At 54.9% G+C, this 21,645-nt stretch carries 19 protein-coding genes; 2 read left to right on the top strand and 17 right to left on the bottom strand.

Annotated elements, in window-relative coordinates; genetic code table 11:
* Positions 1 to 186 precede the first annotated feature (186 nt).
* From EZM41_RS08595 to EZM41_RS08560, 8 genes are all read right to left on the bottom strand, one after another.
* A complete protein-coding gene (locus EZM41_RS08595) occupies positions 187 to 525 on the bottom strand; it encodes a tRNA-binding protein (protein WP_198470702.1) in 339 nt (112 codons plus the stop codon).
* A 3-nt stretch (positions 526 to 528) separates the two neighbouring features.
* Positions 529 to 1,614, bottom strand: a complete 1,086-nt coding sequence (locus tag EZM41_RS08590) for a M20/M25/M40 family metallo-hydrolase (RefSeq protein WP_198470701.1) — start codon at positions 1,612 to 1,614, stop codon at positions 529 to 531.
* Positions 1,607 to 2,743: an aspartate aminotransferase family protein gene (locus EZM41_RS08585; RefSeq protein WP_198470700.1), complete on the bottom strand. Its 1,137-nt coding sequence runs from the start codon at positions 2,741 to 2,743 to the stop codon at positions 1,607 to 1,609. The genes EZM41_RS08590 and EZM41_RS08585 overlap by 8 nt, the downstream gene beginning before the upstream one ends.
* Entirely contained in the window at positions 2,707 to 3,546 is an 840-nt protein-coding gene (locus EZM41_RS08580) for a [LysW]-aminoadipate kinase (RefSeq protein WP_198470699.1), read from the bottom strand. Before EZM41_RS08580 ends, EZM41_RS08585 begins: the two co-directional genes overlap by 37 nt.
* Before the next feature lie 16 nt (positions 3,547 to 3,562).
* Positions 3,563 to 4,603, bottom strand: a complete 1,041-nt coding sequence (gene argC, locus EZM41_RS08575) for an N-acetyl-gamma-glutamyl-phosphate reductase (RefSeq protein WP_198470698.1) — start codon at positions 4,601 to 4,603, stop codon at positions 3,563 to 3,565.
* A 199-nt stretch (positions 4,604 to 4,802) separates the two neighbouring features.
* The gene (gene lysX, locus EZM41_RS08570) at positions 4,803 to 5,672 is read right to left on the bottom strand and encodes a lysine biosynthesis protein LysX (protein WP_198470697.1); all 870 of its coding nucleotides are present in this window, start codon (positions 5,670 to 5,672) and stop codon (positions 4,803 to 4,805) included.
* Between the two features lie 2 nt (positions 5,673 to 5,674).
* Complete coding sequence (lysW, locus tag EZM41_RS08565; protein ID WP_198470696.1) at positions 5,675 to 5,842, bottom strand: lysine biosynthesis protein LysW; 168 nt, start codon at positions 5,840 to 5,842, stop codon at positions 5,675 to 5,677.
* A gap of 17 nt (positions 5,843 to 5,859) precedes the next feature.
* Positions 5,860 to 6,117 (bottom strand): hypothetical protein, encoded by a 258-nt coding sequence (locus EZM41_RS08560; protein WP_198470695.1) that lies wholly within the window; start codon positions 6,115 to 6,117, stop codon positions 5,860 to 5,862.
* Between the two features lie 258 nt (positions 6,118 to 6,375).
* Here EZM41_RS08560 and EZM41_RS08555 point away from each other — a divergent pair, with 258 nt between their 5' ends.
* A complete protein-coding gene (locus EZM41_RS08555; RefSeq protein ID WP_198470694.1) occupies positions 6,376 to 7,485 on the top strand; it encodes a mandelate racemase/muconate lactonizing enzyme family protein in 1,110 nt (369 codons plus the stop codon).
* Positions 7,486 to 7,845: 360 nt separating this feature from the next.
* Here the strand turns inward: EZM41_RS08555 and EZM41_RS08550 are convergent, their stop codons facing one another.
* Positions 7,846 to 8,544 carry a lipid-binding SYLF domain-containing protein gene (locus tag EZM41_RS08550; protein WP_198470693.1) on the bottom strand — a complete coding sequence of 233 codons (699 nt, stop codon included), beginning with the start codon at positions 8,542 to 8,544 and terminating at the stop codon, positions 7,846 to 7,848.
* Positions 8,545 to 9,029: 485 nt separating this feature from the next.
* On the opposite strand from EZM41_RS08550, the gene EZM41_RS08545 reads away from it, so the two are divergent.
* Positions 9,030 to 11,261, top strand: coding sequence for a transglycosylase domain-containing protein (locus EZM41_RS08545; RefSeq protein ID WP_198470692.1), 2,232 nt, complete (start codon positions 9,030 to 9,032; stop codon positions 11,259 to 11,261).
* On the opposite strand, the gene EZM41_RS08540 is transcribed toward EZM41_RS08545, so the two are convergent.
* From EZM41_RS08540 to ybeY, 8 genes are all read right to left on the bottom strand, one after another.
* Complete coding sequence (locus tag EZM41_RS08540) at positions 11,258 to 12,310, bottom strand: deoxyguanosinetriphosphate triphosphohydrolase (RefSeq protein WP_198470691.1); 1,053 nt, start codon at positions 12,308 to 12,310, stop codon at positions 11,258 to 11,260. The genes EZM41_RS08545 and EZM41_RS08540 overlap by 4 nt on opposite strands.
* A 77-nt stretch (positions 12,311 to 12,387) precedes the next feature.
* The gene (gene ppdK / locus EZM41_RS08535; protein WP_198470690.1) at positions 12,388 to 15,054 is read right to left on the bottom strand and encodes a pyruvate, phosphate dikinase; all 2,667 of its coding nucleotides are present in this window, start codon (positions 15,052 to 15,054) and stop codon (positions 12,388 to 12,390) included.
* Between the two features lie 29 nt (positions 15,055 to 15,083).
* On the bottom strand, positions 15,084 to 17,183 hold the full coding sequence (glyS, locus tag EZM41_RS08530; protein WP_198470689.1) for a glycine--tRNA ligase subunit beta: 2,100 nt from the start codon (positions 17,181 to 17,183) through the stop codon (positions 15,084 to 15,086).
* Positions 17,180 to 18,082, bottom strand: coding sequence for a glycine--tRNA ligase subunit alpha (glyQ, locus tag EZM41_RS08525; RefSeq protein WP_198470688.1), 903 nt, complete (start codon positions 18,080 to 18,082; stop codon positions 17,180 to 17,182). Before glyQ ends, glyS begins: the two co-directional genes overlap by 4 nt.
* 19 nt (positions 18,083 to 18,101) lie before the next feature.
* The gene (recO, locus tag EZM41_RS08520; protein WP_198470687.1) at positions 18,102 to 18,818 is read right to left on the bottom strand and encodes a DNA repair protein RecO; all 717 of its coding nucleotides are present in this window, start codon (positions 18,816 to 18,818) and stop codon (positions 18,102 to 18,104) included.
* Positions 18,819 to 18,830: 12 nt separating this feature from the next.
* The gene (gene era / locus EZM41_RS08515) at positions 18,831 to 19,757 is read right to left on the bottom strand and encodes a GTPase Era (RefSeq protein ID WP_198470686.1); all 927 of its coding nucleotides are present in this window, start codon (positions 19,755 to 19,757) and stop codon (positions 18,831 to 18,833) included.
* Positions 19,758 to 19,855: 98 nt separating this feature from the next.
* A complete protein-coding gene (locus EZM41_RS08510) occupies positions 19,856 to 21,136 on the bottom strand; it encodes a hemolysin family protein (RefSeq protein ID WP_198470685.1) in 1,281 nt (426 codons plus the stop codon).
* Positions 21,137 to 21,171: 35 nt separating this feature from the next.
* A complete protein-coding gene (ybeY, locus tag EZM41_RS08505; protein WP_198470684.1) occupies positions 21,172 to 21,645 on the bottom strand; it encodes an rRNA maturation RNase YbeY in 474 nt (157 codons plus the stop codon).

Raw genomic sequence — 21,645 nt, 5'->3', positions numbered from 1 at the left:
AATGGTCTTTCTACAATTTTATCCCCCATTGCAGAAAACACCTCGGCATTTTCGCCTACGTCTTCGCAAAAGACGTAAGAAAGTGAGGGTGGGTGAATGTGAATGTGAAAGTGAATGTGAAAGTGAGAGTGAGAGTGGATGTGGAAGTGGAAGTGAGAGTATAAAAAATAAAAACGCAACTCCTCCTTAAAACACGCGGGCTCCTAAAGGGGGCGAATCATCCACGCTGAGGAGGCAAACCCTTCCTTCGTCATCAGGGACGCCCAAGACCAGGACCTCACTAACCCATCCTGCCACCATTTTCGGAGGGAAATTCGTCACGGCCACCACGAGGCGCCCAGCTAACTCCTCTGGGGCGTAGAGGTCTACAATCTGGGCGCTGCTCTGTTTTAGGCCGATTTCCTCGCCAAAGTCTATCCACAACTTATAGGCAGGCTTGCGTGCCTTTTCGTTGCGCTCGGCCCTCAAAATGCACCCAACCCGCATCTCAACAGCTTCAAACTGCTCGAAGTTTATCGTCGCCATGTGTCATTGTGTCATTATGAGGCGCAGCGCCTCTTGCAATATATCTATAGCTTTTGTGTAATCGCTCAAAGAAATGCGCTCCTCGCTGGTGTGATCCAAATGACTGTCGCCAGGGCCGTAGGCGGCCATGGGACATCCCCATTGAGCGGCCAGATTGAAATCGGCCGTGCCGCCCTTGGCCAAGAGGCGCGGCTTGCATCCTTTCATTCGGATGGCCGTCCGCAGGGCCCGCACGACGACGTTGTCTTTAGATTCAGCGTGCGGCGGTGTGGCCTCTACCACCTCAAGCGTCACGCCACGGGCGCGAGCCGCTTGCGAGGCAAGTTCGACCATATCCTCCGGTCGAACACCCAGAGGGATGCGCAGGTTTAAAAGGATCGAGGCCTCCCTTTCTCCCTCGTCGCGCCCGCCCATGGCGGCGACGGCACCGCTATGCCGCTCTATGATCGGCTTTTGAGGATCGTCCAAGGCCTCTACTTCATCCAATATCTTGGCGGCGGCTCTAAGCGTGGCCGTGAGTGGCCCCCCGTCGCCGCTCAAATGGGCGCCCCCATCTTCGGCATGGAGCTTGAGCCACAGGCTACCACGATACGCTATGGTTACGCCGTCGGTCCCCGATGGCTCTCCGATTATGCACGCATTCGGCTTGTGCAGAGGGAGGCGCGTGCGCGTTCCGATAGAGTTCGCCTCTTCGCCTACCGCTGCCACGAGCGTTATCCTCCACTCTCGAGGGACATCAACGCTCCCTCCGGCCACGGCGAAGGTGCAAAGCGGGCCCTTCGCATCGACGCTGCCTCTGCCCCAAAGGATATCTCCATCGAGGCGCACCTCCGGCCCACCTGGCACCGTATCTATGTGCCCCAGCAGGAGGAGCTCTTTCTCTCCGCTCCCCCTCGTGGCCACGACGCTGCCGGCGTCGTCGATCTCCACGCGCTCCCACCCTAAGTCCGGCAACATCGACGCCAAAAGCCGGCAAGCAGGTCCTTCGTTCCCGCTTTCGCTGCGCACCGAGACCAGACGCGCCAAAAAGATGGTCTCGGTGTCAGCAAGCGCTTTGATTCCCGCGCTGCAGCGCACAGACTCACTCATCGGTGCATTCCTCCAAAGCCTCGGCGAGGGCGGAAGCGACGCGGTCGAAGTGGTGGTCTTGAGCCACCAACGGAGGCAGGAAACGCACGACAGTCGGTCCGGCCGGAAGGGCGACGACCCCCTCGTCCTGCAAGATTTGCAGAACCGGCGTGGCCTTGATCGAAGAAAGCTCAACCCCATACATAAGCCCTATGCCGCGCACTTCCTTGACTCGAGGCGACTTTATCCGCAAAAGCGACGCACGAAATCTCTCGGCGCGCTCCATGACTCCCTCCAAAAAGCCCTCTTCGTGAAGGATCTCCCAAGATGCGAGAGCCACAGAGGAGACCAAGGGGTTGCCCCCGTACGTGCTGCCGTGTCCCATCGTGGGGAAATCCCCCAAAGACCCTTTCCATACGGTTGCGCCTATAGGAAGGCCGCCTGCCATGCCCTTGGCGAGACACACGATATCGGGCTCAAGCCCCACAAGCGGGCTCGCGAGGATCTCCCCGCACCTGCCCCAGCCTGTCTGGATCTCGTCAACCACCAAGATCGCACCGTATTCCCTGCAGGCGCTCGTTATGGCCGAACCCACATCTTTAGGCATCACGTGGACGCCGCCCTCGCCCTGCACGGGCTCTACGAAGACAGCCGCAGTATTTTCGTCTATGGCCCCAGCCGCTTCCTCCATGGATACGTGTTCAACGGGCACGAGCAGGCGCTGCCAGGGATTACGATAACGAGGGTTGAAGGTAAGCGATAGCGCCCCGAGCGTTCTCCCGTGAAAACTCCTGCGAAGGGCCAAAATCTTCTTGCGATCCGGCCTAACGACAGTTACAAGCTTGAGGGCAGCCTCTATAGACTCGGCGCCGCTGTTGCACAAAAAGGCCTTGCCGCCTTCCAACAAGCTGCCGAGTTTCTCTAAGAGCGCTTCTCTATGGGGTTCCCTGAGCCTTGACCCTATCGTCCACGGCCTCCTGGACGCTTCTTCGAGGGCCTCCACGAGTCTGAGATGGGCATGTCCGAAGATGGCTGCCCCATGACCACAAGAGAAGTCGATATAACGCCTGCCATCTTCGCCTAAAAGCTCAGCTCCATCTCCCCCGTTTACCATCAACCCGTTTGCGTCATAGACGGCCGCGTACGCCATATATGTGTGCCTCCTCCCGATAGGGCCGCAGAGAGCGGCCTTGAAAGTCTGCTGTCTGCAAGTATAACGCGGGGGACCCCAGCGTCGAGGGCTTCCTTGCAGGCCAAAAGTTTTCGCTTCATGTTGCCCTCAGCACAAGATTCGAGATCATCCCAATCGTCCAACGTCGCCTCGGCGATGAGAGAATCAGGGTCTGAAGGGTCGCGCAACAATCCCGGCACGTTGCTCAAGATGACCAGCACCTGAGAACCGAGGGCACCGGCCACAGCCGCGCCGAGGCGGTCACCATCCACATCTAAGGAAAATTCTCCTGCTTCGTCCATCGCCAAAGGGGGCAAGATTGGGATGCAACCCTTTCCCAAAAGTTTCAATATGAGCTTGGGATCCACACGCGTGACGGTGCCGCTGTAATTCCCGCGCAGGATCATCTGCCGCCCCTCGGAAACGACGCGCAAGCTTTCCTTTCGCTTGGCAAAAGCCGTGCCGGCCACATCTGGGCGCAGCGGCACGGCAGGCGTGCCCTTCATGGCAAGCAGCGTGGCGCAGTGGGCGGAAAAGGAATAAGAAGCGGCTTCGAAGATAGCGCGCTCCACCTCTCCAACATAGCGGCTTCTATATCCGCTCGGGCTGGTGACGTATCTGGGCTCCACATTGCAGACGCGGCACAGCTCGTCGGTTACTCCGCTCGCTCCGTGGACGAGGACCCAATGCTCTGTCGTAGTCCGACTTGCGAGTTCCTCCATCAAGGGTTCCAGAGCGTTCCCGATGGCTCCTCCGATCTTTACAACTCCGATCACTTTCATATCACCCCTTCAGCACTCACGCTGGGAAAACCGGCATCATCTCAAGCCCGGCTTCTTCTGGGAGGCCCAGCATGACGTTGGCAGCCTGGAGCGCTGTGCCCGAGGCTCCCTTCATCAAATTGTCTATAGCACTCGTAACCAAGAGCCTGCGGCCATCATCGTGGAGGGCAAACCCCACGAGCGCCCTATTGCTCCCCAACACATAGCGCGGGTCCGGAAACCTCAGGTGGGCAGGCTGTGCCGGGCACAGATGCAGGAACGGTTCGTTGCGAAACGCCTTCCTGTAGAGCTTCCACAGCTCGGCTTCGGAAACCTTATCTTTAAGCGTCACGTACGCCATCATCTGAACGCCCCTCACCATCTCCACCGCGGTAGTCGTCATCGCCACGGATTCCTCGGGGAGTTTAAGCTCCTGGAGTATCTCGGCGAGGTGTCTGTGGCGAAAGGGATCTATCACGCGCATCGCCCTGCTGCGATAAGGGTGATGGCTCCCCTGCGTCGGGCTGGCCCCTCCCTCGGAAGAACCTACGCGCACCTCCAAGTGAAGGCGCTCTATCTGGCCCTCCCTGGCCAGGGGAAATAGCCCTAATATAGCACAGGTGGCGTTGCACCCGACGCCGCTGGCAAGTGTTGCACCTTTGAGCTCTTCCCTGTGCAGCTCCGGCAGGCCATAGACCGCTTCTTTCAGAAGCTCGGGGCTGGGGTGAGCACGGCCATACCATCGTCTGTAAATACCTTCATCCCTGAGGCGCACGTCCGCCGAAAGATCAACTACCGGCACGTTCGCTTTGCGATACCCCTCGATGATGGGACAAGATGTGCCATGAGGTAAGGCGAGAAACGCCAGATCTACCTCTTCCTTGAGCGCATCCTCAGGGTTGGAAAAGGTCATATCCGGATAGTCGGGTCGCAGAATGGGATGCTGATGCCAAATCGGTTTTCCGGCTTGACTCCGCGACACAGTTACCGCAAGTTCTAAAGATGGGTGGCGGGCCAACAGACGAAGCAGCTCTCCCCCTGTCATGCCGGCCCCACCCCACACCGCTACACGTGGCAAGGCTATACCTCCTCTATAAATGGCTTAGCCCGCAAGGGGTTTTACCCTGCGGGCTAAAAATAGCTTTTATGGATGAAGACTTGAGTCGTTATCGCTATGTTTAGCCCGCAGCGAAAATGTCAATCCTCCCCTTCGGTTTGTCCTCGGGGCATCTTTTCTGTTTTAACGGCAATGTGAGCGCCTTTTTAGCCACCAAAGATTACCCCCTCGCAAGCGCCAATTCGCCGGAAAGGCCGCAACAAAGCTTCCAACAAAAGTGCATGATCTCGCCGGGGATATCGACGCCGGTCGGCTCGATTGAGTTCCTAAATTCAGCACCGTCGTTTACTTCGTTGATCAGCCACCCACGGTCATCGGTCGGGAAGACATCCACCGCCAAAATATCGCCGCCGATGGCTGCGTGAACCCTGCGCAATATATGCTCCAGTTCGCCCTCTACCGGTTCTGCCACGGCCTTGGCACCACGAGCGGTGTTCGTTATCCAATGGTCGCTCAGCCGGCGGATAGCTGCTATGGGTTCACCGCCCACTATAAAAGCCCTAACGTCGTAGCCGTGCTTTTCGATATACTCTTGAACGTAAAAAACTTGATGCAATGGGCCCATATTGAACTTGTGCTCTATGATGGCTTCAGCGGCATCTTTGTCGTTCGCCTTCGCCAAAAGCCTTCCCCAGCTCCCGGTCAGAGGCTTAAAAACTACGGGATATCCCAACTCCTCTGCAGCCGATAACGCTGCCTCGGGCGAGAGGGCAAAGCGAAAGGCCGGCTGTGGTATTCCCGCCCTTTCCAAGGCCATGCTGGTGGCCAGTTTATCACCGCACTTTTCCATGACAGACGCCGGATTTACGGCCCTGTGTCCCATCCCCTCAAAGAAGTGCGCCAAGGCTACATTCTGGCTGTGGCTTATGCAACGACACAGTATGACGTCGTCAGACAAACCCGTCGTGGCGCCGAAATGCATTTCTCTGGCATCCTCCAAGGAATAAGGAATGCCCTCCCTCTCGGCAGCCTCTGCGAGGAGCTTCTCCTCCTTGCGAAGGCGCGTGTAAAAAATGCGTATCCGTGGCATTTTCACTCCCCCCAATCTTCCTCCACCTGAGGAGCTTCTTCAACGGTGGGAGGATCCAGTGAAATCAGCTCGAGTTCCGTGCCGCAATCCGGACAAACCAAAAGCTCCCCCACCACAGCCCCCGATGGTAGTGTGATCTCGGCCTCGCATACTACACAGGTAACCTTCATCTTTAGTCACCTCTTCATTAAAAAAATTGGCAGCCCGTCCCCACAGGGACGAGCTGCCATAACAGCCCGTGGTACCACCCAACTTGGGCGCTTTCACGCCCCTCTCTGGATCCTATAACGGGGATCCGAACCGAGCGCTTACTCCAGGAAATAAACCCTTTCGGCGCCAGCTCCGCGAGCTTTGAGCCCTCCAGCGCATTTAGGTCGCCTCTCAGCCGGTGAACGACCCTCTCTGTAAACGCGTCGCCCCTTCGGGCATCTCGCTTCATCGCCATTTACGTTATGTACTCTTGTTCAGGTTCCTTCCGCTTGAGTGAACTTTACATGACATTTTCCAACTTGTCAACCCCCCGAGTTGCCTCACTTAAAATCAAAGCGAAACGGATTCGTTGCCTCATATAAAAATTAAAGTATGCCCATCTGTGTATGGCCAGCATCCTCGTAGCCATGTCTTCTCTTTGTTCTATTAGATGGGTTAAATGGACGTCATATTATTAGTATAATAGAACCAAAAACAAGAAAGGAGAGCCTTGATGAGGATAACTAAGGTGGAAGCTCTGCCCGTGACAGCAATGATAGATGAGCCGGTGCGCATCGCTACGACGGTCTTTACAGAGGTGAGAGCTACGATCGTGAGGGTCACCGCTGACGAAGGCCTGGTAGGCATAGGGGAATGCCTCGTAAGGTCTGCGCCGAGGGCCACAGCCTCCATAGTAGAGGATATGTTGGCCCCCAGGATTATAGGGATGGATCCCATGGATGCGGGCTCAATTTGGTGGGAGATGTTCTCCGCTATGCGCACGAGGGGCCATACTAAGGGAGTCGTATTGGAAGCCATGAGCGGGATAGACGTAGCCGTTTGGGACATCATCGGGAAGGCCACCGGCATGCCCACGTTTAAGGCTTTGCACGGTTACGGCAGGAGAGTGCTGCCAGCCTACGCCTCCTCGATCTTCATGGGGGACGTGGCCGAGATGGCTTCACAGGCGGAGCGCTTCATGGAGTCAGGATATAGAACCATGAAGATAAAGATAGGAGCTGACATCGACCGCGACGAAGAGGCCGTCAAGGCGATTAGATCGGCCGTGGGCGACTCGGTCAAGCTCATGGTCGATTGCAATAGCGCCTACGATGCCGGCACCGCCGTAAGGTTAGGGCGGCGCCTTGAGAAGTACGAGATAGAGTGGCTCGAGGAGCCAGTCCCTCCCTATGACCTCAAAGGGTACGAGGCTGTGAGGGCAGGGCAACCCATACCCTTGGCGTCAGGAGAGGGCGAGTTCACGACCTATGGGTTTAGGGACCTGCTTGCTACTGGAGCCATATCGTACGCTCAGCCCGACTTGGGGCGAGTGGGTGGCTTTACTGAGGGCATGCGAGTTGCAGCCTTGGCGCATGCAAGTAACGTTTACCTCGCTCCCCACACGGGGATGTGCTCGGCCTTAAACATCGTAGCTACTATGCACTTTGCAGCGGCTGCGCCCGGCTTTTTCATGTTCGAGTTTATGGAGGTAAACCACCCTCTTATGGATATTTTCACCACCCCAATACCCAAGCCCGTAAATGGCGTCATAACCCCGCCTTCAGAGCCCGGCATAGGGGTGGAGTTGGATATGGGGAAGTTAGAGAGGTGGATAGAAAAATAGCCCATCCGATAGACATCAATGGTATTAAAGCCACTTCTCAAGCTTTCCCTTTCGCACGGTCTGAGTCAGAGGCGCTGCTGGTAAAATCATCCATAAAACATAGGGAGCGACACAATGATGGCTTCTCAAAGCCAAATAAGTGGCGCTTTTTGGCCTTATTGTGGCGTTGTAATACCTGTAAGGTCATAGGTGGCGCCATTATGAAAACATTTTGAGAGAGGCCCCTACACGCCATTCGAGGTTTGTCCTTACTTGCACATCTTTATTCCGTTCGATGCTTCGCATTAGGGAATGCTGGCCTTAAGCGATAGAGGAGCCTCTCTTTTGACTTATTTCTCGTGATCCGTTTCTTGGGAGTCTTTATTTTTTCTCGCTATTCGATTTTGCCATGGCTATAAGAGAATTTAACTCATTAATTAAGGGCTTTACCTTGTCACTCGTCGCGCGTTTCTGCAATATCTCTTCGGGGGTATACTTCTTGCCCCAGTAAGCTATATTGGCGTTTTCATCGGTATCCACTGTTCCACCACCCAAGGAAACCCCAGCAAAAACACCTTTTGCCATAGAATAACTGTAGATAGAACTCGTGGCCACACCTGCTCTGCGCCCGGCCGGCCCTGCTGCTATAGAGACGTCGGCTCCCAAATTAACGTGCTCTTTCTTGAGCGCTTCCAACCCTGCTTCATCCATTATCACCAATACCAGCGCAGTCGATTGCACACCTATTTGGAGGCCCAGAGAGACCCCGCCGATGCTTAAAAAAGAGGGCCCGTACCATTTGGTCGAATTTGGGGCTCGGCGAAGCAACAATCCCTCTCCGTACTCCGCCCCGAAGACGAAACCCGCCTTCGTGACATTCGGGAAAATCGCAACGCCCACGCAATCCTTCAAATAATCTGTCAGGCCTTCGACGTCGCTTTGTCCTTTCATATCCTGAAGAAGCTGCGTTGCTAATGTAATTCTTTGTTCTGGAGTCTTGGCATCGGCCGCAGAAAAGGAAACGCTCGTCGTAAAGAGCGCCAACAACAATATTAACCCTACCTTCTTCGCCCCTTTCATAGGCTCATCACCTCTTTCCGTTCGTTTGTAAAACCTATCTTGCGTTTTATCGTATCGATATGACTCGTTTTTGGAACAGTATAAATACTGGCTTTGATGGTTACTTTTGGAGTCAGACTTTTGCTTTTTTGATTTTGTCTATTATACAGAATTTAGCCTCAAACTTTAAACCTGGCTATTGGCGAATGATGATAGTAGCATGTATTGATGATTTTGTAAAATACTAAAGGCTATTTAAGTGTTTTAGCCGCACCTCCGTAACCTGCGCTGGATTAGCTGACAGAGTATAGCGTCCCTGTCGGTTTATCCCGTGCGAACAGGTGCGCCTCGCGGGCAACTTTATCTTCGGCATGAAGCTTGAGCTGCAAGGGCACTTGCCTTGCGCTCCTCTGCCTCGTCGCAGCCTAAGTCACAAGAAGATGGCGCGGCGCCTGGGACCACATGTTATAATGATTTTACAGGAAAAACGCTATGGAGGGTTTTTAATGGCTAAGACAGACGCCAAAAAACATCGAGGTTGGATGCGAAAGATATTTACGTTTGTGCTGCTGGCGGTGCTCTTTTTAGCGGCAGTCGGTGCAGCGTCAGTCACTTATTTTCTCTTTAAATACGGTCGTGACTTGCCGACCTTTGACGAGATGATATCCTACGAGCCAAACCTCTCCACGGTGGTATACGACCGCAACGGTCGTGAGATAGCCAGGCTCTTCAGGGAAAACCGCACTTGGGTTCGCTTAGAAGAGATTTCTCCGTGGATGATAAAGGCGACCATGGCAGCCGAAGACAGCAGCTTTTACAAGCACCACGGCGTCGACATTTCCGGAATCATCAGGGCGCTTTGGGTCAACTTCAGCCGCAGAGAGGCGATTCAGGGGGGCAGCACGATCACGCAACAATTGGCCCGCAACCTCTTTTTGACGCTCGACAGGACGCTCGACAGGAAGATTAAAGAGACAATCCTCGCGCTTCGCATGGAGAGGATATTCTCGAAAGACCAAATACTCGAAATGTATCTGAATACGATCTACTTCGGCCACGGTGCCTACGGTGTATTCGCAGCTTCGCAACAATACTATGGCAAGAAACCGTCTGAACTCTCTCTCGCCGAATCTGCCATGCTGGCCGGCCTAATCGCGGCGCCGGAGCGCTTTACCCCCCTTCGCCATCCAGAGGAAGCCAAGACCAGGCAAGCCTACGTGTTGAGAAGGCTCGTAGAGTTAGAGTGGATATCGGCAAAGGAAGGAAGCGAGGCGTTGGCACAAAAGCTCACCTTTGCGTCAAAAAAGGCGCCAACGCTGAGCAACAATAAAGCACCATATTTCGTTTCGTATATCCTCTTCGGCCACCTCCTGCCGCGATACGGAGGCGAGAGGGTCTATCAAGGGGGACTTAGGGTGTACACCACTCTCGACCTCGCTCTCCAACAAAAGGCAGATGAGGTCATCCAAAAGCTTCCGAGCGAAGGTGCCATAGTGGCTCTTGACCCAGCCACTGGCGAGATATTGACCATGGCGGGCGGCAAAAACTTCGAAAAGAGCAAATTCAACCGCGCGATCCAAGCATATCGCCAGCCCGGCTCAGCCTTCAAGCCCATCATATACGCGGCGGCGCTTGAATCGGGCATCCGTTTTGTCGACCACCTCTTGGACGCCCCGCTGGTCTACGAAAATGGATGGGCACCCACAAATTACGACGACAAATTTCACGGGGAGGTTACAGCGCTGGAGGCGTTGATCCACTCATACAACGTCGCCGCCATCCGTGTAGCCGAAATTGTGGGTTTGGACAAAGTTAAGAATCTGGCTCGAAGAGTCGGCATAACGAGTCCCTACCTCCCTTATGATCTATCCATAGCGCTTGGGTCCGGCAGCCTTACGCCCATGGAGCTGGCGACGGCTTACGCATGCTTTGCCAACGGAGGCTATCGCGTAAAACCTTTCGCCATAAAGGAGATACGCGACAGAGAAGGAGTCATTTTGGAGTCAAACGGTCCCGTGCTCGAGCCGTCCCTTGACCCGATCGTCAGCATGACCATGCTCTCCGCCCTCAAAGACGTAGTCCTCTACGGCACGGGGAGGCCAGCGAGGATAGAGGGATACGAAACCTTTGGGAAGACAGGAACGACGAACGAATGGAACGATGCATGGTTTGTCGGCGGCGTGCCTGGATTAGTAGCGGTGGTATATGCAGGTCACGACGATCACAAACCCCTCGGCGACAAGGCCACAGGAGGAAGGATCGCGGCTCCCGTATGGAAGGAGTTCGTCAGCGCTGCCGCGAAGGATCTAAATCTGCCCAAAAGTTTCACGATAAAGCCCGAATATGATGTGGAAGAGGTGACGGTGTGCAGGTATAGCGGCTTCCTCGCAGCGCCCAACTGCCCTCGCGGAACGCTCATTCTGCAAATCGGCTCCGCTCCTCTGAATACGTGTCCCCACCACGGCGGGATGGCCTTCGCGGGCATCGCCGAAGATCCGAATGCCCCAAGACTCTTGCTCGCGCCTCAGGATTACACTTATATGGCCAGCGGCCAAGCAGCGCCAGAACTCAGCGCACCTTCGATAGTCGCTCCATCTGCCGAAAGCCTGCCGCAAATTTCCAAAGGCGCTGCGCCGCCATCGCCTGCGGAAAAACCCTATAAAAAAGACCCAAGCCCGCCTGATGAGGTAGAGCGCCGATTTCAGGAGCTCTTGAAAGAATATGGCCTCGTGAATTAAGGCAGCTTGGGAAAGTCACCCATGTCAAACGGCCAAGGCGATGGCACAGTTAGACGTTGGAAGTAGGCCACGGCATAGCGATCCGTCATGCCGGAAATGAAGTCCAGCACCTGCCTTGCCGGCGGATCATCACCGGCGGAGCGAAGGTCTGTGGCTTCCTTGAGTAGGAAGTCGAAGAGCGTGGAGAGGAGGTGTCTGACTTTTGGCTCCTCCTTCCGTGCCTGTTCGGCCGAATACACGCGCTTGAATAGGAAATCCCTCAAGATCTCGGCGGTCTCTAACATGGAGTCGCTCATCGTTATGCCGCCTTCGCCGCTCGAAGCTACTATGTCCATTACGAGATTGCCTATGCGCTTGCTGTGGGAATCGCCCATTTTTTCTATCACGATCCTCGGCACGTCGCTCAGCGAAACGATGTTGGCCCTCAGAGCATCGTCGAGGTCGTGATTCAGATACGCTACGGAGTCCGAGAGGCGCACTACCCAAGCCTCATAGGTCGAAGGTGCACTCAATCTAAAACCATGCCTCACGTCCACTTGCCCCTTAGAATGCTGCGATATTCCCTCGCGCACCTCCCGAGTGAGGTTAAGCCCCTTGCCATCCCTCTCTAAAATATCGACCACCCGTAGGCTTTGTCGCGCGTGGCTAAATCCATCGAGCCCCTCTCTCAGGGCGAGTTCGTTCAGCACCTCCTCACCCATATGGCCGAAAGGGGTATGCCCGAGGTCATGCCCCAAGGCTATGGCCTCAGTGAGGTCTTCGTTCAGGCGCAAGGCCCGAGCGATGGTGCGGGCGATTTGAGCCACCTCGAGCGTGTGCGTGAGGCGAGTTCTGTAGTGATCTCCCTCTGGCAAGAGGAGTACTTGGGTCTTGTGCTTAAGGCGTCTGAAGGCCTTGCTGTGAAGGATCCTATCCCTGTCTCTCTGGAAACACGTTCGGATCGGACAGGGCTCTTCTTCTCTAACCCTTCCCCTGCTGCACGCGCTCCTGGCGGCGTAGGGTGCCAGGATGTCATTTTCTAAGTTCTCCCATCTCTCCCTCAAGGTCATCTTTACCACCTAAACATTGCAGGCATGGGTCATCAACCCCACGCCTGCAACGTATGCTCTAAAAGTAGCCCTTCTCCCTACTTCAGTAGGTTCAAGGCCGCGTGGGCAGCCGAAAGGCGCGCCACAGGGACGCGGAACGGAGAGCAGCTCACGTAGTCGAGCCCTATACTGTGGCAGAAGGCTATGCTCATCGGGTCGCCACCGTGTTCCCCGCATATCCCCAGTTCTATGTCCTCCCGCACCTTCTTGGCCTCTTCCACCGCTATCGCCATAAGCCTGCCGACGCCTTTACGATCGAGCGTATGGAATGGGTTATCGGGCAAAACGCCGAGGCGTATGTATTCGGCCAGGAATTTGCCCTCCGCGTCATCGCGGGAATAGCCGAAGGTGGTCTGAGTGAGATCGTTCGTGCCAAAGCTGAAGAATTCGGCATGTTTGGCAACCTCGTCTGACGCGACTGCAGCCCTCGGCACCTCCACCATGCTCCCGACCTCATAGGAAAACTCCTTCTTCCTCTTCTTCATGATCTCATCGGCGACTTTGTCGGTGAGCTCTTTAAGCCGCCTCATCTCCTCCTCCGTACCGACGAGGGGCATCATGACCTTAGCCTTGACCACCTTGCCTTTTTCGATCACGTCGCAGGCCGCCTCAAATATAGCCCTCACCTGCATCTCGTAGATTTCTGGATAGACTATGCCGAGGCGGCAACCCCTGAAGCCGAGCATCGGGTTCGCTTCGTGGAGCGCATCCACCCTCGCCAAGACGGACAGTATCTCTCGGGCCTCTTCGGAATCTCCTTTGCCTTCTTTCTTAAGTTCCTCAAGCCTCGACAGGAGGTCAGCTTTCTTGGGTAAGAACTCATGAAGGGGGGGATCGAGAAGTCTTATCGTAACGGGAAGCCCATCCATGGCCTCAAAGATGCCCACGAAGTCCTCTTTCTGCATAACCTCGAGCTTGTCCAGGGCCTTCACTCGCTCCTCCCTCGTGCGAGCTACAACCATCTCCTGCATGATGGGCAGGCGTTCCGGCTGCATGAACATATGCTCCGTGCGGCATAGGCCTATCCCTTTGGCGCCGAACTCTCTGGCCCGGCGCGCATCTTCCGGCGTGTCGGCGTTGGCCCAAACCTCGAGCTTCGCGCACTTGTCGGCCATATCCAAAAGTTTTTTAAAGTCCTCGTCGAAGGACGGCTGAACCAACGGTGCATGGCCCAAAAAGACCAACCCCCTGGTGCCGTCTATGGTGATGACGTCCCCTTTTTTGACCACCACATCGCCTGCGACAAATTGCTCCTTCTCCAAGTCTATGACGATGGACTCGCACCCCGCAACGCACGGTTTGCCCATGCCCCTCGCCACCACAGCCGCATGGCTGGTCATGCCGCCGCGACTCGTCAGGATCCCTTGGGCCCTGTAAAGCCCATGTATGTCATCGGGCGTCGTCTCCGGTCGCACTAATATGACAGCCTCTCCAGCTTCGCCGAGCTCTTCGGCCTCGTCGGCCTCAAAAACCACCTTTCCCACCGCCGCTCCGGGCGAAGCGGGAAGACCTTTGGCGAGCTCCTTCAAGTCGGCGTCTTGATCGACCTGCGGGTGGAGGAGTTGTTCCACCTGATATGGCGTAACCCTCGACACGGCAGTCCTTTCGTCGATCAACCCTTCCTCAGCCATATCGGCTGCAATCTTGACGGAAGCCTTAGCCGTGCGCTTGCCGTTCCTGGTCTGGAGTATGTAGAGTTTGCCCTTCTCGACGGTGAACTCTATGTCTTGCATATCTTTATAGTGCCTCTCCAAGAGATCGGCCACTTTCAGGAGTTCGTCGTAGATCTCGGGCATGACTTTCTTGAGGTCGGATATGGGCTGCGGCGTCCTGATGCCCGCGACCACGTCTTCCCCTTGAGCATTGGTGAGAAACTCCCCATACAGCCCCTTTTCGCCTGTCGACGGATCCCTGGTAAAACACACACCCGTGCCGCAGTCGTCGCCAAGGTTGCCGAAGACCATAGTGACCACGTTGACGGCCGTGCCCAGGTCGTCGGATATGTTATTGATCCGGCGATAGGTTATGGCGCGCTTTGTATTCCAACTCTTAAAAACGGCCTCTATGGCTTGTTTCAGTTGAACCCACGGATCCATTGGGAAGGGATTGCCGGTCTCTTCCTTGACGACCTCCTTAAACGCAGAGATGATATCCTTCCAAGCAGAAGCGGGTATTTGATTGTCATATTGGAGAGAAAGTTTCTTTTTGGCATCAGACAAGATGGACTCAAATCTCTCTGAAGAAATGCCCAGGACGACGTTTGAAAACATCTGAATGAAGCGCCTGTAGCTGTCGTAGGCAAACCGCTCATCCCCGGAGGCTATTGCCAAGGCTTTGACGGTCTCGTCGTTTAAGCCGAGGTTCAGTATGGTGTCCATCATCCCTGGCATGGATACAGGCGCACCGGACCTGACCGAAACGAGGAGGGGATTATCGCCACCGCCAAAAGTCTTCCCTGTCGCCTTCTCAAGCCTCCGCATGGCTTCGACGACATCAGGCCATATGGAGTCCAGCCACTTGGAGCCCTCTCTCTGGTATTCCCGGCATCCCTCGGTGGTGATTATGAAGCCAGGCGGGACAGGAAGGCCTATTCGCCACATCTCCGCCAAGTTGGCACCCTTGCCGCCCAAAAGGTCCCGCATTTTGGCGCTGCCCTCGCTGAACTCGTAGATATACTTTACGCCTGTTCTCTCTTTCACTTCCATACAATTACACCTCCCAAACTCACTTAAAATTATTCGCTCTCCTGCCCTCTGGTCGCAGCTTCCTTGCTCCCCCTAAGGCTTCCCAAGTCGCCCAGGGTGCGGAAGAGGTCGTTGCACAAAGATAACAGCGAAAGTCGGCTTTGCCTCTCCCGGGCGTCCTCTGACATCACGAAAACCTCGTCGAAAAAGCGCGAGATCACCGGGGAAAGTCTGCTCAAAAGCTTCATCAACCCTTCCCAGTCGCATCTCTTTAGGCAATCGTTCACCAGAGGGCTAATTTCTTTCACCGCTTCGTAAAGTTCTCTCTCCGCCTCTAATTTCAAATCTCCCTCCTCCAACTTCGCAGAGAAAGATGAGGCTTTGGTCAAAATGTTGCGCACGCGCACTGCAGATGTGACGAGCTCTTCGAACCATTCTTCGTCCTTTAAGGCGAAGAGCCGCTCCAAGAGCAACAGCGCCTGCAGCGGACGATGCCACGCAATTGATACGGCAAGCGCTACCGATGAGTGGTCGTCGCGACGCTCCCTCATCTGCACATAAAGCCTCTGGCGCAAGAAATCGTATACCACTTCTATCACTTCGTCGCTCGCTTCGACGAGCGTGCCGGCTTGGCGTACCGCTTCTTTCAGATCCACATCGAGAGCGAGTCCCCAGATGACCTCCGTCACGCAGCGGGCGGCGCGGCGAAGACCATAAGGATCTTGCGACCCGGTGGGCACGAGGCCGACCTTGAAGCACGAGACTATGGAGTCTATCCTGTCGGCGATTCCGACTATGGCGCCCACGACATCTGATGGCAGCCTATCTCCGGCATAGGCTGGGAGGTATTGCTCATAGAGCGCTTTTACAACAGCATCGGGCTCCCCATTCCTGCGTGCATACTCCCTTCCCATCACTCCCCGGAGCTCGGGAAATTCATAGACCATCTGCGTGACCAGATCCGCTTTGGAGAGATACGCAGCTCTCTCCACGAGCTCCTTGACTTCGTCCTTACCCAAGGCCTCGCAAAGCCAAATCGAAAGCTCGCGAATGCGAAGCGTCTTGTCGTAAAGCGAGCCCAATTGCTCTTGATAGACTATATGCTTCAAATCCACTACGCGACCTGAGAGAGGCCTTTCCAGGTCTTTTTCCCAGAAGAACGCGGCGTCGGCAAACCTGGCGCGGAGGACCCTCTCGTTGCCATCGACCACCACACCCATCTCTGTAGCCCTGTTGTTGCTTATGCCGACGAAATAAGGTTTGAGCTTGCCATCGCTTCCTCTAACAGGCATATAGCGCTGGTGGTGGACCATCACGGTCGTGAGGACCTCTTCGGGCAGCTCGAGGAAGGATTTATCGAAGGAACCATAAAAGGGGACCGGATATTCTACGAGGAAACAGTTTTCCTCTACCAAGCGCGGTTGGGCATCCACCGTCGCAGCGAGCTCTTTCCCTATGGCGGATATTCCGCTTAAGAGTTTTTCCCTGCGCTTGTTATGGTCTACGATCACATAGTTGTCGTAAAGCTTGTCCATATATTCGTCGGCGGTGCGGATCTCTATGCCCTTGGCCCCCATAAAGCGATGCCCCCGAGTGACCCGGCCGCTCGAGGATCTCCCAATCTCAAAGGGGATCACGCTTTCACCCCACAGACAGAGGATCCATCTTATAGGGCGAGCGAAGCGCAGCGCCGGGTCGTCCCAATACATGTTCTTCGGAAATACGAGCCCCTTCGTGATGCGCACCATGACCTCGGGCAGGACTTCAGTTGTGGGGCGCCCTTCCCTTTCTATCACTGAAACGACATATTGAGTGCCGTTGTAATCCTTAACCCTGAGGCTCTCTAAGGGCACCCCTTTCCCTCTGGCGAAACCGTAGGCGGCCTTCGTGGGGTTACCGTTCGCATCGTAGGCCTGATTCCATGCAGGGCCGCGGTGTTCCTCGTAGAGGTTTTCCTGCCTCTCGGGCACATCCTTGACGATAAGGGCCAAGCGGCGCGGCGTGCCGTAAGATTCCATCGATGAAAAGGTAATGCGAGAGGCCTTAAACTCCTCTTCGGCCAGGCGCTTCACCTCCCCTAAAGCCCAAACCACATACGAAGCCGGCATTTCTTCGGTTCCGATCTCAAAGACCAGATCACAGGCTTTCATGCTTCGGCGCCTCCCCTTTCGACGGCGGAGAACTTGCTCGTCAACGGATAGCCGATCTCCTCCCTCTGGCGCAGGTAAGCGGAACAGCAAAGGCCGGCTATGGCTCGGATGCGGGAGATATAACCAGTGCGCTCGGTCACGCTGATGGCTTTGCGAGCTTCCAAGAGGTTAAAAGTGTGCGAGCACTTGAGGACGTAATCGTACGCGGGCAGCGGTAACCCTTTATCGGCCAGGCGACGAGCCTCGGTTTCGTATATCAAAAAGAGCTGAAAGAGCATGTCCGTGTCCGCCTCGTCGAAATTGTAGCGCGAATGCTCAACCTCTCCCCTATGGTGGATGTCGCCATAGGTTATATCGCCGACCCATGCGAGATCGAACACGCTTTCGGCCTTCTGGACGAACATGGCGATCCTCTCAAGCCCATAGGTGATCTCGGCAGGAACCGGATTCATGTCTATGCCGCCTACCTGCTGGAAGTAGGTAAACTGGGTAACTTCCATGCCATCGACCCAGACCTCCCACCCCAGGCCCCAAGCCCCTATAGTCGGCGCCTCCCAGTCGTCTTCGACGAATCTGATGTCGTGATCGGCGGGGTCTATATTCAAGGCCTCTAAGCTTTCGAGATAGATGTCCTGAATATCGCTGGGAGCCGGTTTTATCAGCACCTGGTATTGATAGTAATGTTGCAGTCTGTTGGGATTTTCGCCATAACGGCCGTCGGCAGGCCTGCGAGATGGCTCCACATAAGCCACCCTCCACGGCTCTGGACCCAACGCGCGAAGCGTCGTCGCCGGGTTGAGCGTCCCAGCCCCTACTTCTATGTCGTAAGGCTGCTGAATCACGCACCCGCGCCCCGCCCAAAAACGTTCCAGGCGGAATATGATCTCTTGAAAATTCATCCACTATCGAGCTCCTTCGTCAACGTCTCTCTTTCTCCAAAAGATAGACAAGTTTTTCGTTCAATTCGCTCCATTTAGAAAAGCAAGGCTCTTCTTGCGTAGTCCATTTTACAAAAACTCTTCGTGACAGGATAGCAGCCCTTCGCACTTCTTGCAAGGCCGTTCCGGAAAACGAAATACCTGTCCCCGGCTCGCTGCAGTTGGAGCAGTAAAACCCTTCCCCTCCCCACCGGGCATCCTCAAGGGGAGCGCCGCACTTCGCGCAGCGGTCGAAGTCAGGGGCAATGCCCCAATATTTGAGCCAACGCCACAGGAAACGCCACTTGACGATGTCCGGGCTTACGCCATCTTCGAGCGACCGGAGAGCCCAGAAAAAGAGAGAGAGCAGCTCGTTACATGGATGATTGGGCGGAAGATAATCCACGATCAATTTGGCGAGCGCCAGGCCGCCCCTCAAGTGGAGAGGCTTCTTGCGAAGCGTCCAAAAATCTTCCTTCACGTCGATATCTCTAAGATAAAGGCGATTCCGTCCGCTGTAAAGGGAATAAATGCCGAAGATCAGCGGTTCTGCCGCTCCGCCGAAGCGCCGCCTTCCTTTGGCGGCACCGGGCGCTGCAACCCAGATAGGGCCTGTCTTTTCCAAAAAGAGGTAAAGAGACAGGTCTCCCTCCCTCGATTCTACCCTCCGCAACGCCGTTCCCCTTGCCTTGAAAAAACCCTGCTTTATGGACTCCAACTGCGCATCCTCCTATGCGCGATAGCCGAGTCTGCGGAGTTCTCTTTCCGATTTTCTCCAATGCGGCCTCACCTTTACCCAAAGCTCAAGATAGACTTTATGCCCCAACTTGAACTCCAACTCCTCTCTGGCCAGCCGCCCGATCTCCCTTAGCATTTTCCCGCCAGAGCCGATTATGATCGCTTTTTGCCCGTCACGCTCCACATATATCGTGGCGCGAATGTAGACCGCTTTCCTGTCGGGATACTCTTCGGGAGTCTTATACTCCTCCACATCCACGGTCACGCTATAGGGAACCTCTTCGCCGGTAAGGAGAAAGATCTTCTCTCTGATGGTCTCCGCAGCTATAAAGCGTTCATCTTTGTCTGTGACGATATCCTCCGGATAAAGAGGGGGCTGCTGTGGCAGGTAGCTGATGATCTTTTCGATCAGGATATCCAGATTCGTGCCCGTCACGGCCGATACGGGCACTATCTCTTTAGGTTTCACGAGATCCTGGTATAAGGCCACGGCATGCCAAAACGACCCTTTTTTCTGCAGCAAGTCTATCTTATTGACCACCAAAAAGACGGGGGTCGATGTCTTCTTCAAGATCTCGACGATCGCCATGTCGTCCCCGCATATTTCTCTATCGCCCGCTTCGACTACATAACAAACTACGTCGACGCCCTCGAGCGATCGCACTGCCTCGTCGACCATGAACTCTCCGAGTCTGTGGCGCGGACGTCGCAGTAGGCCTGGCGTATCCACAAACACGATCTGGACACCTTCTGCGCTGTAAATGCAACGAATTTGATGGCGGGTAGTTTGAGGCTTGTCCGAGATTATGCTTATCTTTTCTCCCATTATCGCGTTTATCAGCGAAGACTTACCCACGTTAGGCCTTCCTACAAGCGTGACAAAACCAGATCTAAAATCGCTAAGAGAGTTCGCTTCCATCCGAAAACCTCCGGTTCGACATCTTCATACATCACATAAAAAGGGCTCGGATGCTTCATCCAGCCCTCAGCTAAAATGTTGCGCTAAACGCAACATCTTTAAGATCCTTGGGGCTCTTCTTCCCTCTCCTCCTCCCTGCGAAACCTAAGGAGTTTAACTCTATACCCCTCTACGTTTACCACCTCAATGGTCCAAGGGCCGTATCTCACCTCTTCGCCAGGCTCCAAGAAGCGCCCCGCTAAGGCCAGGACAAAGCCGGCAACGCTGTCCGCCTCCTCCGACTCAAAGGGATAACCCAAATATTCGGACAGGTCGTCCAAGTTGAGCTGTCCTTCCACCAGGTAGCTGTTCTCCGATTCCTTGACGACGGGCAAACTTTCCTCGTCGTATTCGTCTTGGATCTCGCCCACTATCTCCTCGAGGAGATCTTCCAACGTCACGAGCCCGGCCGTGCCGCCGTACTCATCGACAACTATCGCCATGTGGACCTTTTTGGTGCGCATCGTGTCGAAGACCTCGGAGATCTTCGCACTATCCGGCACAAAGAGGGGCTCTCGCATAAAATACGAAACCGGATCATCGGCTCTTCCGGAGGCCAAGGATTCCAGGATATCTTTGACGTGAAGTATGCCCACAATGTGATCTGTGTCGGTCTCGTATACCGGCAAACGAGAGTGGCCGCACTCGCAGAACGTGCGCGCCGCTTGCGCTATAGGGGTCGTCGAAGAGATGGCCACCATATCCGTGCGAGGCACCATAATCTCGTAAACCCTCGTCTCTTCGAATTCGATCACGCCTCGGATCATCCGTTCTTCATCCGCCTCCAGGCTGCCGGAAGCCTCGCCGGCTTTGATCATCTGCTCTATCTCCTCACGGGTGATCGTCACGCGATGGGGACTCATTTCTATGTGGAAGGCCTTGCCTATTGCACGAACCATGCCCACAAGGCACCACACCACGGGAGAAAGGGGTATGCTCAAAACCCTAAGCAACGGCGAGGCCAAGAGGACCATCTTATCAGCATGGACAATGGCTATGCTCTTTGGCAGAATCTCCCCGAAGACCACGATGAGAATGGTCATGGCGATTATGGCCAAGAATATCCCTTTGTCGCCAAAAAAGGCCACCGCAATAGAAGTCGCGACAGAGCTGGCCGCTATATTGACCAGGTTGTTTGAGATCAAAGTGATCGTGAGAGGTCGATGGATATCTTCTATGAGCCAATCCAACACTTTTTTCCGCTTAGGGAAGTTTTCTGTCAGGCTCAAGAGTTTGCTCCGCCTCACAGCGGTTATAGCGCTTTCGCTGGCGCTAAAGAAGGCCGAAAAGCACAACAAGAACACCAGCAGGTAGATACTTTCAGGAAGGTCTTCGCCCAATACTTTCCTATTCCTCCTCGAATTTGTGTCGTTTCTTAAAAAATGCGCTCAAGGTATTGTTCCTGTCGCTCGATCATCGTCGACTCGGTCTCTTCGTCCTGGTGATCCCACCCCAAAAGATGAAGCAACCCGTGCGCCAAGACGAAGAACAGCTCTCTATCAGGGAAAAGCTCCGAATTCGAGGCGTTCTCCTTGACTACATCCGGCGCAATAACTATATCTCCCAAGGCGATTTCGCCCCATCCTTCTGGCAGTTCCATATCTTCCCACAACGGAAAGGAAAGCACATCCGTGGGGGCATCGATATCTCTGTAAAGCCTGTTGAGCTCTCGCATTTCTCCGCTTGATACGAAAGATACGGAGATGTAAAAGTTGTCCTTATCCACATCTAACCCCTCATCGGCCAGTATCTGCAAAAAGAGCTCTCTTATATCTTTTTCCCACGATTCCCGAAGGGGAATGGCAGCCTCAACCAGTTCTGTCCCGGAGATATCGACCTTGAGGGCCAT

Origin of the sequence: Acetomicrobium sp. S15 = DSM 107314 (assembly GCF_016125955.1) — a bacterium.
In the GTDB taxonomy this organism is placed as follows: domain Bacteria; phylum Synergistota; class Synergistia; order Synergistales; family Thermosynergistaceae; genus Thermosynergistes; species Thermosynergistes pyruvativorans.
This window is presented reverse-complemented; position numbering and strand designations above follow the sequence as displayed.

Bases quoted from the DNA above. Each gene is read 5' to 3' on its own strand.
- glyQ (WP_198470688.1), bottom strand. From the start codon at position 18,082: ATGAATTTTCAAGAGATCATATTCCGCCTGGAACGTTTTTGGGCGGGG.
- EZM41_RS08585 (WP_198470700.1), bottom strand. From the start codon at position 2,743: ATGGCGTACGCGGCCGTCTATGACGCAAACGGGTTGATGGTAAACGGG.
- glyS (WP_198470689.1), bottom strand. From the start codon at position 17,183: ATGAAAGCCTGTGATCTGGTCTTTGAGATCGGAACCGAAGAAATGCCG.
- era (WP_198470686.1), bottom strand. From the start codon at position 19,757: ATGGAAGCGAACTCTCTTAGCGATTTTAGATCTGGTTTTGTCACGCTT.
- EZM41_RS08545 (WP_198470692.1), top strand. From the start codon at position 9,030: ATGGCTAAGACAGACGCCAAAAAACATCGAGGTTGGATGCGAAAGATA.
- lysX (WP_198470697.1), bottom strand. From the start codon at position 5,672: ATGCCACGGATACGCATTTTTTACACGCGCCTTCGCAAGGAGGAGAAG.
- EZM41_RS08595 (WP_198470702.1), bottom strand. From the start codon at position 525: ATGGCGACGATAAACTTCGAGCAGTTTGAAGCTGTTGAGATGCGGGTT.
- EZM41_RS08560 (WP_198470695.1), bottom strand. From the start codon at position 6,117: ATGGCGATGAAGCGAGATGCCCGAAGGGGCGACGCGTTTACAGAGAGG.
- EZM41_RS08550 (WP_198470693.1), bottom strand. From the start codon at position 8,544: ATGAAAGGGGCGAAGAAGGTAGGGTTAATATTGTTGTTGGCGCTCTTT.
- lysW (WP_198470696.1), bottom strand. From the start codon at position 5,842: ATGAAGGTTACCTGTGTAGTATGCGAGGCCGAGATCACACTACCATCG.
- EZM41_RS08590 (WP_198470701.1), bottom strand. From the start codon at position 1,614: ATGAGTGAGTCTGTGCGCTGCAGCGCGGGAATCAAAGCGCTTGCTGAC.
- ybeY (WP_198470684.1), bottom strand. From the start codon at position 21,645: ATGGCCCTCAAGGTCGATATCTCCGGGACAGAACTGGTTGAGGCTGCC.
- EZM41_RS08555 (WP_198470694.1), top strand. From the start codon at position 6,376: ATGAGGATAACTAAGGTGGAAGCTCTGCCCGTGACAGCAATGATAGAT.
- ppdK (WP_198470690.1), bottom strand. From the start codon at position 15,054: ATGGAAGTGAAAGAGAGAACAGGCGTAAAGTATATCTACGAGTTCAGC.
- EZM41_RS08540 (WP_198470691.1), bottom strand. From the start codon at position 12,310: ATGACCTTGAGGGAGAGATGGGAGAACTTAGAAAATGACATCCTGGCA.
- EZM41_RS08580 (WP_198470699.1), bottom strand. From the start codon at position 3,546: ATGAAAGTGATCGGAGTTGTAAAGATCGGAGGAGCCATCGGGAACGCT.